Source organism: Streptomyces sp. T028 (assembly GCF_048159505.1).
Taxonomy (GTDB): Bacteria; Actinomycetota; Actinomycetes; order Streptomycetales; family Streptomycetaceae; genus Streptomyces.
In genome coordinates this window covers 98,764-111,362 of record NZ_JBLRVZ010000033.1, presented here as the reverse complement: position 1 = coordinate 111,362, position 12,599 = coordinate 98,764, and the positions used below count along the sequence as shown (strand labels likewise).

At 72.5% G+C, this 12,599-nt stretch carries 9 protein-coding genes; 5 read left to right on the top strand and 4 right to left on the bottom strand.

All coding sequences use genetic code 11. The features are described from left to right. Nucleotides 1–416: 416 nt before the first annotated feature. The 4 genes from ACLZN2_RS31145 to ACLZN2_RS31130 all read left to right on the top strand — a co-directional run bounded on the left by ACLZN2_RS31145 (nt 417) and on the right by ACLZN2_RS31130 (nt 7,136). Complete coding sequence (locus ACLZN2_RS31145) at nt 417–1,190, top strand: helix-turn-helix domain-containing protein (RefSeq protein ID WP_416982727.1); 774 nt, start codon at nt 417–419, stop codon at nt 1,188–1,190. 109 nt (nt 1,191–1,299) lie between these two features. Continuing rightward, nucleotides 1,300–2,370 carry a GlxA family transcriptional regulator gene (locus tag ACLZN2_RS31140; protein WP_416982726.1) on the top strand — a complete coding sequence of 357 codons (1,071 nt, stop codon included), beginning with the start codon at nt 1,300–1,302 and terminating at the stop codon, nt 2,368–2,370. A gap of 1,344 nt (nt 2,371–3,714) precedes the next feature. Next, a complete protein-coding gene (locus tag ACLZN2_RS31135) occupies nt 3,715–5,667 on the top strand; it encodes a sensor histidine kinase (RefSeq protein ID WP_416982725.1) in 1,953 nt (650 codons plus the stop codon). A gap of 158 nt (nt 5,668–5,825) precedes the next feature. Further along, nucleotides 5,826–7,136 carry an MFS transporter gene (locus ACLZN2_RS31130; protein ID WP_416982724.1) on the top strand — a complete coding sequence of 437 codons (1,311 nt, stop codon included), beginning with the start codon at nt 5,826–5,828 and terminating at the stop codon, nt 7,134–7,136. A 21-nt stretch (nt 7,137–7,157) separates the two neighbouring features. On the opposite strand, the gene ACLZN2_RS31125 is transcribed toward ACLZN2_RS31130, so the two are convergent. Together ACLZN2_RS31125 and ACLZN2_RS31120 are read right to left on the bottom strand one after the other, a co-directional pair. Continuing rightward, a complete protein-coding gene (locus ACLZN2_RS31125) occupies nt 7,158–7,751 on the bottom strand; it encodes a hypothetical protein (RefSeq protein ID WP_416982723.1) in 594 nt (197 codons plus the stop codon). 18 nt (nt 7,752–7,769) lie between these two features. Next, nucleotides 7,770–8,348, bottom strand: a complete 579-nt coding sequence (locus ACLZN2_RS31120; protein ID WP_416982735.1) for a flavin reductase family protein — start codon at nt 8,346–8,348, stop codon at nt 7,770–7,772. Between the two features lie 94 nt (nt 8,349–8,442). On the opposite strand from ACLZN2_RS31120, the gene ACLZN2_RS31115 reads away from it, so the two are divergent. Next, nucleotides 8,443–9,345 carry a hypothetical protein gene (locus ACLZN2_RS31115; protein WP_416982722.1) on the top strand — a complete coding sequence of 301 codons (903 nt, stop codon included), beginning with the start codon at nt 8,443–8,445 and terminating at the stop codon, nt 9,343–9,345. Between the two features lie 12 nt (nt 9,346–9,357). Here the strand turns inward: ACLZN2_RS31115 and ACLZN2_RS31110 are convergent, their stop codons facing one another. Beyond that, nucleotides 9,358–10,230, bottom strand: a complete 873-nt coding sequence (locus ACLZN2_RS31110; protein ID WP_416982721.1) for an enoyl-CoA hydratase/isomerase family protein — start codon at nt 10,228–10,230, stop codon at nt 9,358–9,360. A 25-nt stretch (nt 10,231–10,255) separates the two neighbouring features. Beyond that, a complete protein-coding gene (locus ACLZN2_RS31105; protein WP_416982720.1) occupies nt 10,256–12,481 on the bottom strand; it encodes an acetate--CoA ligase family protein in 2,226 nt (741 codons plus the stop codon). Nucleotides 12,482–12,599 lie beyond the last annotated feature (118 nt).

Below are 12,599 nucleotides of genomic sequence, written 5' to 3'. Positions count from 1 at the left end.
AGCCACAGTCGTAGCCGCCTGGTCAGGCCACGACCAGCCCGACAGCCCCACCCGAAAGCCCGAAACGGGCATCACGTCACGTACTGCCCTCTCATGCTGGCTTGCCTCCACGTAATTGGGGGTCCGTGGTACTCCGGTCATGTCGCCCACCCCTGCACTTGGGGCAAAGGCACGGCGGCATCAGGCCAGTAGCGAGGGGTTCCCCGCCCTCACCCTCGTACAGGGTTCGCAGCTTGGTCTGAGTGCCGTCGGCTCTCACCGTGTAAGCGCTGATACGGATGGACATGACGTCCATGTTCCGGATCGATCATGACCATTGCGGCGACGTTCGAGGCGTCTCTCGGGCGTCATGTCGGCGTCACCCCGAGGGCGTCAAACCGGTGTCATTGGAGGTGTTACGTGGCTACCCTCGGATCATGACGACTACGGCCGAGGGCGAGCGAATCCCCAACGACGTGCTGACCTCCGTACGCAAGTCGATGAACCTCAGCCAAGACGAGTTCGCCCGCGGCTTACGTGGCGCAGGCGAAGAGCTGGGGGAACCGAACGACGCCTCCAAGCGACTCGTGCAACGCTGGGAGTCCGGGGAGACCAGGACATGCCGCCCGCTGTATGCGCGGGCACTGAAGCGGTTCACCGGCCGCACCCCTGAGTCGCTGGGGTTCGCGATCCCGATGGCACGCGTTCACTCAGACGGGGCAGGAGGACACGACATGGAGGCTGGGGAAGTCAGCACCGCCGACGCCGCCACAAGCCCGGAGCCAGAGCCGCAGACCGAGTACGCAGGCATCTGGCTGTCCCAGTACGAGTTCTACTCGTCCAGCCGTGACGAGACGTTCGACTGCAAGCATCACGTCGTGATCGTCCAGCACGGCAACCGACTGACAGCCCAGAGCTTGCCCGGAGCATCGACCAACCCGGACAGCCCGTTGTCCCTGGATCTCACCGTCGATCGGAACATCGTCACCGGTACGTGGACCGAGCAGACGGCGACGGACGGGTACTACCAAGGCGCCCGGTACCACGGTGCGATTCAGCTACTCATCGAGCCGACAGGCCGACGTATGGCGGGCAAGTGGGTCGGGTTCGGCAAGGACTTCGATGTGAACACGGGCCCGTGGGAGCTGCGCCTACTCGACCGATCGACAGGCCGCGCGAGCATCGAGCGGTACTCGACCACACCGCAGTGAGGGATCGGGGCGCTCCCCTGCAAGGAAGCAGCGGGAGCCGCCCCAGTGCGGGAGCCTCCGGCTCCTCGCCACCACTGGCCCGAGGGACAGCGTTCGCTAGGATCGGGCCATGAGTCATGGCCGTGACGTCCGCCCGCACCGCGTCGTCGTCCTCGCGCTGGACGGTCTGCTCCCCTTCGAGCTGGGCATCCCGCACCGCATCTTCGGGCGCCCCAAGGACGCCGGGGGGCGGCAGCTGTACGAGGTCGTGACCTGCTCGATCCGGCCGCCGGGGCCCGTCGAGACGGACGCCGACTTCGCGATCATGGTGGAGCACGGGCCGGAGATCCTCGCCACCGCCGACACCGTCGTCGTCCCCGCCTCCTACGAGCTCGGCCCGGTCTTCGAGGAGGGCGTGCTCACCGGCGAACTCGCCGCCGCGCTCGCCCACATCCGCCCCGGCACCCGCCTCGCCTCCATCTGCACCGGCGTGTACGTCCTCGCCGCAGCCGGTCTGCTCGACGGCCGCCCCGCCACCACGCACTGGGCCGAGGCCGAGCATCTGCAGCGGCTCTTCCCGCGGATCGACGTCGACCCCGACGTCCTGTTCATCGACGACGGCGACGTCCTCACCTCCGCCGGGGTCGCCGCCGGCATTGACCTGTGCCTGCACATGGTCCGCCGCGACCACGGCACCGCGATCGCCAACGAGGTCGCCCGCCGCACCGTCGTACCGCCGCACCGCGACGGCGGTCAGGCGCAGTACATCGAGCGGCCCGTGCCCGATCCGCAGCAGGCCGGTACGACCGCCGCGCGCGCGTGGGCGCTGGGGCGGTTGCACGAGCCGATCCAGCTGCGGGACATGGCCGCGCAGGAGGCCATGTCCGTACGGACGTTCACCCGCCGCTTCCGGGAGGAGACCGGCGTCAGCCCGGGCCAGTGGCTCACCCAGCAGCGCGTCGAACGGGCCCGGCAGCTGCTGGAGTCCAGCGACCGGTCCGTCGACCAGGTCGCCCGGGACGCCGGTTTCGGCACCGCCCAGTCGATGCGGCAGCACCTACAGGCGGCCCTCGGCGTCACGCCGACCGCGTATCGCCGTACCTTCCGGACAGTCCGCGCCTCCCGCACCGTCCGGACCGGCAGCGGCGGGACGACAATCGGCGAGCGCGAGAGCTACGGCGGGGTCGGCGCCCCGAGCTGAACGGGCGGCGTGCCGGGCCTCGCCCCACCAGCCCATCCCGGTCAGCGCCAGGGTCAGGCCCACCCCGGCCAGGATCGCCGTGGACGGCGCCACCACCCGCAGCAGCGCGCCGGCGAGCGAGCCCGTCGCCGCGTAACCCGCCCCCGCCGCCGCGTACATGACGGAGTAGCCCGCGGCCAGGGCGCCCGGCGGGAGGGCCTCGCGCAGGGACAGGTTGCGGGTGAGCATGGCGCCCGACTGGAGCATGCCGCCCACGGTGAGAGCGGCAGCGATCCCCGCCGCGTGCGGCATCAGCGCGGCGGCCGTCACACAGACCGAGGTGCCGGTCATCAGGACCACGCTGCGCTCACGCAGCCGCCCCGGCCAGGTGCGCAGGCCGTAGAGGAACGCGCCGAGCCCGCCGCCCACCGCCATCCCGGTCAGCAGCGGACCGGACCAGCCGACGCCGACGCCCCGCTGTTCCAGCAGGGCCGGCAGGACGAGTTCGGAGAGGCCGAGCAGGGTCAGGCTGGCCGCACCGGTGACGTACACCGGCCAGGCGCCCGCCAGGAGCCGCGGCAGCGACGCCCCCGGCCTGTCCCCGCCGGTGGTCCCGCCCGTGCCCCAGGCGGCCGGGAGCAGCCACAGGCCCGCGACGGAGGAGGCCATCAGGGCGGCGGCGAGTAGCAGCGGGACGTACGGGGCGACACCGAGGGCCAGACCGGCGACGGCGGCCGGGGAGACGGCCCACACGCCGGCGGTGAGTATGGACTCGACGGACAAAGCCTGCGCCGCCGCCCGCTCCGGAACCAGCTCGGTGAGCAGGGTGCGCAGACCGCCGGTGGCGGCGCCGGGCGCGGCACCGGCCAGGAACGCGAACCCGCCGAGTACGACGGGATGCGCGCCCGGCAGGGCCCCCAGCCCGGCGAAGCCCACGGCCCCGGACCCGAGCCCGACGGCCAGGTGGGCGCGGGCCCGCTCGTGACGCAGCCGCATCCCGAGGACGGGGGCGCCCACGATCTCTCCGAGGACATAGGCCGCCGCGAGGATCGCCCCCAGGGAGTACCCGCCGGGGCGCTCCCGCACCAGGAACACCAGGGCCAGCGGCGCCATCGCGACCGGCATGCGGGCGCCGACGGCGGTGCAGGCCCAGGTCAGGACCTGTCGGGAGGCGAGGTCGCGGTAGCTCATGCTTCGACGGTAGGGCGTGGGTCCGACAACGCCCCACGGGTTTTCCGGCACCGCCTCATGGCCGGCCGGCCCATCGGGCGGGCCACGCGGTCGCCCTGACCCGGTGTCCGGTGGGCATGCCAAGATGCTTCTGCACCGGGGGAACTTGCCCGGTCTGGGAGTGCGAGCAGAGTCATGCCTGAGACAGAGACGATCCGCCGGTGGTTGCTCCCCGCGCTGCTGGCGGCGGCCCAGCTCGCCTGGCTGGGGGCCGAGGGCCCCTGGCGCGACGGTGATCCGCGCGGAGCGGGCGCGACCGTGGCCGTCGGGTGCGCGCTCGTGGTGGAGACGGCGGCCCTGGGGCGGCGACGGGAGGCGCCGGTGACCTCCCTGGTCTGGTCGGTCGGCGCCATGGCCGTCGGGCTGATCGCCTGGGCGGACGGCTACTTCGCGCTGGGTGCCGTGGTGTCCCTGTACTCCGTCGCGGTCGGCTGCCCCCTTCCCGTGACGTTGCGGGCCGTCGCCGGGGTCGTCGCCGCCGAATGGCTCCTGTCCTTCGCCCGGGCGGGGTTCCGTGGCGTGCCCGCGGCGGAATGGGCCGTCGCGGCCCTGCTGTACGTGCTCTGCGCGGGCCTGGGCGAGGCGCGACGCCAGTGGCGGGCCCGCCGCCTGACCGCGGCCCGTCGGCTGGCGGGTGCCGAGGAGAGCAGACGGCGCGCCGCGGAGAACGAACGGCAGCGCCTCGCCCGTGAGTTGCATGACGTGAGCGCACACCACCTGACCTCGGTGGTCGTCACCGTGGACGCCGCGCGCAGGCTGGGCGGCACGAGGCCGGAGCTGACGGCCGAGGCCCTGGAGTTCGCGGAACGCACCGGCCTCGAGACGCAGACGTCACTGCGGCGGCTCGTGGGGCTCATGCGGGACCCGGAGCCGCGCGAGGCCGAATCGATGACCGGTCGCATCCAGGAACTGGTCGCGGGATTCGGCCGGTTGGGCCGCCCCATCGCCACGGAGCTTCCCCCGGACCTGACCGGCCCGGTGGGGGAGGCCGTCCACGGGATCGTCCGCGAGGCCCTCACCAACGCGATCCGGTACGCCCCCGGCGCGGCCGTCCGGGTCGCCGTACTGCGCGACGAAGAGCGGCTGCTGCTGTCGGTGGCCAACGGGCCCTCGGGCGCGCGGGCGGCACAGCCGACCGGCATCACGGGCTCCGGGCACGGCATCAAGGGCATGCGGCAGCGCGCGGCCGCGGTCGGCGGTGAGCTCGACTCCGGTCCGACGGGCGAGGGCGGCTGGCGGGTCGAGGCGGTGCTGCCCGACACCGGCGGCGCGCAGGCACAACAGGGATGGCAGCGGGACGTTCTGCGGGAACAGCTGCTGGCCGACCCCGCCCTCGCGTTCACCGCCGCGGTGCTGCCGGTCTTCTTCGTCCTGGTCGGGGCCGAGGACTGGAGCCGGCAGGCCAGGCACGCGGCCCTCCCCGGAATCGTCCTGGTCTCCGTTCTGTTCGCCCTCCACGCACTTCCCCTGTTGTGGCGGCGGCGCGCGCCCCGGGCCGCGCTCATGGCCGTCCTGGCGAGCTCGCTGCTCTGGCCGGCGGCCGCCGCGCTGGCGCCCCTGGCGCACCTGTCGGCCTACTTCGTCGTGGGCCTGATCGCCGAGTGTCTCGCCGTGAACGCGCTGGGCGCCTACAGCCACCGCGGCGCCCGCACCTGGCCCTGGGTGGTGGCGACGGGGGTGGTGAGCACCTGTGTGCTGATCGCCACGGCGGCTGCCGACGGCGGACCGCCGGCAGCCGGGATCCCATGGCTCATCGGTGCGGCGCTGATCGTGCCGGTGAGCCTGCCGGCGTGCGCGGGCTTCGCCCTGCTCTGGGGCGTCGGCCTGCTGGTCCGCAGGCGCCGGCTCCGTGTACTCGCGCAGGACGACTTCGCGCTGGCCAGTTCCGCATGGCAGGCCGACCGGTCCGCCGGAGCCGAACGGCAGCTGCTGGCCGCGCAGTTGAGCGATGCCGTACTGCACCGTACGGCGCGTCTCGTGGAGCTCGCCCGTGCGGGACGGCTGGACGACGTCGCGGTCGAGGCCCGCTCGACTCTCGCCGCCATGCGTGAACTGCTGCACGGCCTCGACCGGTCGCCGCGCGCATGAGGCTGGTGGACTCCAGGAGGTGGCGGCCGCGTTCGACGCGCTGCTGGGTGAGCCTACGGCGAGGGTGACGTCCCGGTCGGCGCTCATGGCCCGATCCTAGTGAATACTGGCCTTCGGGCCAGTGTTCATGGAAGGGTGCACATCGGACCCTTAGTGGCGTGACCCAGATAAGCGAGGCTCCCGCAGCCATACAGGCACAGAAGCCCCCCGCCCGTTTCCGTATCCACCGTGCCTGGTTCGTTGCCGCCGTCACCTTCGTCACGATCATCGGCGCGGCCGCCTTCCGCTCGCTGCCCGGTCTGCTCATCGACCCCCTGCACGCGGAGTTCGGCTGGTCACGGGGCACGATCGGCGCGGCCGTCTCGATCAATCTCGCCCTGTACGGACTCACCGCGCCCTTCGCCGCCGCCCTGATGGACCGCTTCGGCATCCGCCGGGTGGTGGCGGTCGCCCTGACCGTGATCGCGCTCGGCTCCGGACTCACGGTGTGGATGACGGCGGCCTGGCAACTGCTCCTGTGCTGGGGCCTGCTGGTAGGCCTGGGCTCCGGTTCGATGGCGCTGGCCTTCGCCGCGACCGTCACCAACCGCTGGTTCACCGAGCGCCGCGGCCTGGTCAGCGGCATCCTCACCGCGGCCTCCGCCTCCGGCCAGCTGATCTTCCTGCCGCTGCTGTCCTGGATGATCACCCGCTACGACTGGCGCCCGGCCGCCGTCACGGTCGCCCTGGCCGCCCTCGCCGTCGTCCCCTTCGTCTGGCTGCTGCTGCGCGACCACCCGGCGGACGTGGGGGCGAGCCCGTACGGCGCGAAGGAGTTCGTGCCGAAGCCGCCGCCGGTGCAGGGGGCCGCGAGCCGCGCGGTCGGGGTCCTGCTCTCGGCGATGCGTACCGGCCCCTTCTGGCTGCTCGCCGGCACCTTCGCGATCTGCGGCGCCTCCACGAACGGCCTGGTCCAGACCCACTTCGTGCCGGCCGCCCACGACCACGGCATGCCGGTCACGGCCGCGGCCTCGCTCCTCGCGGTCATCGGCGTCTTCGACGTCGTCGGCACGATCGCCTCCGGCTGGTTCACCGACCGCTACTCCCCGCGCCGCCTGCTGGCGGTCTACTACGCCCTGCGCGGCATCTCCCTCCTCTTCCTCCCGATGTTGCTGGCCCCCGCCGTCCACCCCCCGATGATCTTCTTCATCGTCTTCTACGGCCTCGACTGGGTCGCCACCGTCCCGCCCACCCTCGCCCTGTGCCGCGAGCAGTACGGCGACGACAGCGCCATCGTCTTCGGCTGGGTCCTCGCCTCCCACCAGGTCGGCGCGGCCCTGGTCGCCTTCCTCGGCGGCGTCGCCCGCGACACCTTCGGCTCCTACGACGTGGTCTGGTACGCCTCGGGCGCCCTGTGCGCGGCGGCGGCGCTGATGGCCCTGGTGATCCGCCGGAAGCCGACCGTGGCCCTGCGGGCGGCGACGGCCTGAGGACGGGACTCCTCAATGGCTTCAGGAGCCTTCCGGACAACGGACTCCGTACTCGGCGAGCCATCCGAGAAGCTCCTGGCGGGAGGCGTGGACCAGGCGCCCTCCGGTGAAGCGGACGTCGTCCGTGACCTCCGCGACGCACGCGGCGGGAGGCACGAACGACCGTGCCTCCTCGTCACTCGTGAACTCGGCCTCCGCGAGCACCAGCCCCCGCAGACGGCCGTCGAACACGTCGACCCCGAGAGGCGGCACACTCAGCCGCGTCTTGGACAGCTGCACACCGGGCAGGGCGGCGAGCACGTCGTACTCGGCCGAGGACAGGTACGTGTTCGTGATCAGGCCCTGAACCGCACCGCGCTGCGGGACCGGGACCACCGGGACCTTCTGGGTGAGCTTCAGTTCGCGGCGGCCGTCCGTGAAGACGGCCCGTCGGAGCCGTAGGCGTGTTCCCGTCACGTACCGGTCGGTGATCGCACGCGTGACGGTCACCGCCGACCGCTCCGGGGGCGCGGCCAGCAGGAACCGCCTCTCCCGCTCCACGCGCGCGTACTTGCCCGGGTGCAACGGCCCGCCCTCGGTCTCTTGTCCCGTGTCCACCTCGTGTCCCATGTCCATGAGGCGATGGGACACCGCTCAGAGGAACCGGCCCCGGTGGAAGAGCAGCGGCTGCTCCGTGTCCCCGTCGGCCGTCCCCAGGGCGGCCACCCGGCCTACGACGATGAGGTGGTCGCCGCCCGTGTGGACCGCGTGGATGGTGCAGTCGATCCACGCGAGCGTGCCGGCGAGGCGGGGGGAGCCGGTGGCCGGTGCCGGGTCGTGGGGCACGCCCGCGAACTTGTCGGCGCCGCTCACCGCGAAGGCGCGGCACAGCGCGGCCTGGCTCGCGGCGAGGACGTTGACGCAGAAGACGCCCGCGTGGGCGATGCGCGGCCAGGTCGTGGACGTACGGCCGACCATGAAGGCGACCAGGGGCGGGTCGAGGGAGAGGGAGGAGAAGGACTGGCAGGCGAAGCCGGCGGGGCCTTCCGGCGTCGCCGCGGTGACAACGGTCACGCCCGACGCGAAGTTCCCCAGCACGCGCCGGAACTCGCCCTGGTCCACCGGCGCCCGTTCGTCCTCACGGACGCAGCGTAGTTCGGGACGGGGCAGCGGTTCGACCGGGCCCGCCCTCAAGTAACGGACGGCGGCGGCCGCCATCCCCGCGTGTCCCATCATGTCCTCATTGAAGCTGACGGTATGTCAGATAGGAAGGGGCGTGAGGGGCTCCGACACGCGCGCGTACGCTGCCGTCATGGGGTGGGGTGACATGAGCACGAAAAAGGGGCTGAAACGGGCCGACGCCGACGTGACCGCCGCGGTCGCGGTGGGGGCGGCACAGCTCCCGGCGGCCTGGCTGCTCCGGTGGATCGTGGAGCTGTCCTCCGACCCGTACGGCCGCGACTACGGCGGTGGCCTCGGACTGGCCTTCGTGGTCCTCTTCGCACCCCTGTACCTGCCGGTCCTCGGGTTGCTGCAGGCCTGGGCCCAGACCCTGCCGGCCGCCGCCCTCGCCGAACTCACGCACGGCCGCCTCCCGTTGCCGCGCTGGGTCCGGCACCTGGCCGCCTCGGCGCTCATCGGGGCCGTATGGGCCGCGGCGGCCGCGGCCTTCTGGGACTGGCCCTTCGGCACCACGGTTCTCGTCCTCGCGGCGCTCGGTGTGCTGCCGGTCCTCGCGATGGCGTACGCGCGCGGGCGGGCGTGGGGCGCCTGGGGTGTCTGGCTGGGTGCGGGAGTCGGCTCCGTCCTGCTGTTCGTGCTCGCCATCCCGGTCGCGCTGCTGGCCACCGTCACGGGGCTGATCGAGGAGTACGAGCCGCCCCGGCTGTCGGCGGCTGAGGTCACCGGCGTCTGGCGCGGCGCGAACGGGGCCGAGCTGCGGCTCCTCCGGGGCGGGCGGGCCGAGTTGGCCAGGATGACGGCGGATGCGGAGTCCGGGGAGGAGCCGGTGGTGTGCGAGGGCACCGGGACCTGGGCCTTCGAGCGGGAGGAGTCCTCGAAGTGGGACAGCGTCGTGGTACGCCTCGCGGAGGGCAGCGGCACCGGCAGCACCTGCGGGGACGAGACGTCCTGGACGATCGGCGGGACCGACGACGAGCCCGAACTGTTCCGGTTCATCGGGGACCCGGACGCAGGAGAGGTACGGATCCTGGAGCCGGCGGAGAGCTGATCCGGCCGCTTCTCACCGTCCCCTGAACTCGGCCGCCCGCCGCTCCACGAAGCTCGTGACTCCTTCCCTCGCGTCCGCCGTCGTCATGTTGATCTCCTGCGCGGCGGCCTCGGCGGCGAAGGCGGTGCTGCGGTCGGTGTCGAGGGAGGCGTTGACCAGCTGTTTGGTGAGGGCGAGGGTGCGGGTGGGACCGGCGGCCAGGCGGGCCGCCCACTCCCGGGCCGTCTTCTCCAGGTCGCCGTCGGGGACGACCCGGTTGACCAGGCCCAGGCGTTCGGCGTCCGGTGCGGTGAGCGCGTCGCCGAAGAACATCAGCTCCTTGGCGCGCTGCGGGCCGATCAGGCGGGGGAGGAGGTAGGCGCCGCCGCCGTCGGGGACCAGGCCGCGGCGGACGAACACCTCGATGAACCGGGCCGATTCGGCGGCCAGGACCAGATCGCAGGCGAAGGCGAGATGCGCGCCGAGGCCCGCCGCCGTGCCGTTCACCGCCGCGATCACCGGTTTCTCGCAGTCCAGCACGGCCGCGATCAGGCGCTGGGCGCCGAGGCGGATCGTGCGGGCCACGTCGCCGGGGACACGGTCACCCGCCGCCGCGCCGCCCCGCAGGTCCGCTCCGGCGCAGAAACCGCGCCCGGCGCCGGTGAGGACGACGGCCCGGACGGTGGGGTCGGCAGATGCCTCGGAAAAAATCTGGATCAGGTGTTCTCGCAGGTCAGGGGTGATGGCGTTGAGGGATTCGGGGCGGTTGAGGGTGAGGATCGCGACGTGATTGTCAGTGGCGTGCCGTACCAATGACTCAGCGGGAATTTCCGGCTTGCCGGTCGTTCCGGGCTTTCCCGCTTTCGCGGGTATCGCGTACTCACGGGGGGTATCGGACATGTTCATCTCAGGTGTCGTCTCGGCGGCCATCTCAGCGACACACCGCCAGCGCGTCCAGCGCCACCGCGCCCTGTCCCCAGGGCAGTACCACCAGCGGGTTGATGTCGAGCTCGGCCAGGTCGGAGCCCAGCTCCAGGGCCATGCGCTGGACCCGCAGGACGACTTCGACGAGGGCGTCGACATCGGCCGGCGGGCGGCCCCGGACGCCGTCCAGCAGGGCCCTCCCGCGCAGTTCCGACAGCATGTCCCGGGCCTGGTCCTCGCCGAAGGGGGGCACGCGCACAGCGGCGTCGTGCAGGATCTCCACCAGGACCCCGCCGAGACCGACCGTGACCGTCGGGCCGAACAGGTCGTCGTGGGTCATCCCGACCACCATCTCCACCCCTTGCTCGACCATCTGGCAGACCAGGACACCGTCCAGGGAGACGCCCTCGTAGCGGGCGATGTCGGTGAGTTCGCGGTAGGCGTCGCGGACCTGGCTCGCCGAGGTCAGGCCGATCTTCACCAGACCCAGCTCGGTCTTGTGGGCGATCTGCGCGCCGGAAGCCTTCATCACCACCGGGTAGCCGACCAGCCCCGCCGCCCGCACGGCCGCCGCCGCACTGGTCACCAGCTGCTCGCGCGGAACGCGGATGCCGTACGCCCGCAGCAGCTGCTTCGCCGCGTGTTCGCTCAGCTGCTGGCCCGGGCGCATCAGCAGCTGCGCCTTGCGGTAGGACGGGGACGGGGTGCGCGGGGCCTGGTCGAAGGGCGAGCGGTATTCGCTCACGAAGCGGTGGTGCTCGAGATGCGCCCGGACCGCCGTGACGCAGTTGCCGAGGGAGCGGAAGGTCGCCACCCGGGAGGAGCCCAGCAGCACTTCGCGGTAGGCCGGTTCCGTGCCCACGGGCGAGCCCCACACCACGCACACCAGCTTGTCCGTCTGCTCCGCCGCGTCCACCAGGTCCTGCACCAGACGATCGCTGAGCGGGGGGAACGGGCCGGTGATCGGGCAGATCAGCACCCCCACCTCGGGATCGTCGAGGATCGCGTCGATGATCTTCCGGCCGCGCCAGTCCCCGACCGGATGCCCGCCGTTGTCGACCGGGTTGGCCACGTTCAGGTACTCGGGGATCCACTGGTGCAGCTCGGCCTGCTTGGCGGGCGACAGGACCGGCAGCCGCAGGCCCGCCGCCGTCGCCAGGTCGGCCGCGTGGGCGCCGGTGCCGCCCGAGATCGAGTAGACGACCACGCCGTCGGCGCGCGGGCGGCGGGCCCGGGCCAGCAGGGCGGCCGTGTCCTGGAGTTCGTCCAGGCCGTCGACGCGGATCACCCCGTACTGCCGCATCGCCGCGTCCACCACCTCGTCCGCGCCGGTCAGCTTCCCGGTGTGGGAGGCGGCGGTGCGGGCGCCGGTCTCGGTGCGGCCCACCTTCACCGCGACCACCGGGACCCCGCGCCGGGCCGCCCGGTCGGCGGCGAGCAGGAAGGCACGGCCGTCCTTCAGGCCCTCCACGTAACAGGCGATGGCACCGACCTCGGGCCGCTCGGCGAAGTACGACAGGAAGTCGGCGGTCTCCAGATCGGCCTCGTTGCCCGTCGGCGCCCAGTGCGAGAGGCGGATGCCCAGCTCCTGGAGGGCGAAGACCGGGCGGCCCTGGTGGCCGGACTGGGTGATCAGCGCGATCGACGGGCCGGTGAGATCCTCGCGGAACCGTTCGAAGGCGTTGAGGTTGGTGTTGGGGCCGAGCAGCCGGATGCCGGAGCGTTCCACGGCCGCCGCCAGCCGGGCCTGCGCCGCCGCCCCCTCCTCGCCGGTCTCTGCGAAACCGGAGGCGAACACGACCGCGAACCGCACCTTGGCCTCGGCCAGTTGCTCGATCACGGGCAGTGGATCGGCGACCAGGAGCACGGCCAGGTCGACCTGCTCCGGCAGTTCGGCGACCGACGCCACGCAGGGGATGCCGAAGACGGACTCGCGGGTGGGGTGCACGGGGTGCAGCCGTGCCCCCACCCGCTCGGCCCAGCCCACCAGTTGCCGGGTGACACCGGTGTTCGGGCGTCCCTCGGCGTCCGAGGCGCCGATGACCGCGACCGACTCGGGCCGGAAGAACCGGTCCAGATCGGGGACGGTCGAATACAACGGCCGGCCGCTGACGTCGAGATCGTCGACGTCGGCCGGCCGGCCGTGGACGGCGGGCCCGGGCTGCTCGCCGCACGCGATGACCCGGGCCCGGCGGGAGTCGGTGGTGAGGGTGCCGTGGGTTGATCCAAGCATCGGTCCGCCCGCTCCTGTGTGACTGCCAAGTAACTGACGCACTGTCAGATTACATACCTGACGGGATGTCAGGAATGGGCGTGCAGAGAGAAAGGAGCGGACCTTTGACGGCGGCAGC

What these genes read in the sequence shown, in the direction of transcription:
- ACLZN2_RS31145 (WP_416982727.1), top strand. Translation starts at nt 417, where the DNA reads ATGACGACTACGGCCGAGGGCGAGCGAATCCCCAACGACGTGCTGACC.
- ACLZN2_RS31140 (WP_416982726.1), top strand. Translation starts at nt 1,300, where the DNA reads ATGAGTCATGGCCGTGACGTCCGCCCGCACCGCGTCGTCGTCCTCGCG.
- ACLZN2_RS31135 (WP_416982725.1), top strand. Translation starts at nt 3,715, where the DNA reads ATGCCTGAGACAGAGACGATCCGCCGGTGGTTGCTCCCCGCGCTGCTG.
- ACLZN2_RS31125 (WP_416982723.1), bottom strand. Translation starts at nt 7,751, where the DNA reads ATGGACATGGGACACGAGGTGGACACGGGACAAGAGACCGAGGGCGGG.
- ACLZN2_RS31120 (WP_416982735.1), bottom strand. Translation starts at nt 8,348, where the DNA reads ATGGGACACGCGGGGATGGCGGCCGCCGCCGTCCGTTACTTGAGGGCG.
- ACLZN2_RS31115 (WP_416982722.1), top strand. Translation starts at nt 8,443, where the DNA reads ATGAGCACGAAAAAGGGGCTGAAACGGGCCGACGCCGACGTGACCGCC.
- ACLZN2_RS31110 (WP_416982721.1), bottom strand. Translation starts at nt 10,230, where the DNA reads ATGAACATGTCCGATACCCCCCGTGAGTACGCGATACCCGCGAAAGCG.
- ACLZN2_RS31105 (WP_416982720.1), bottom strand. Translation starts at nt 12,481, where the DNA reads ATGCTTGGATCAACCCACGGCACCCTCACCACCGACTCCCGCCGGGCC.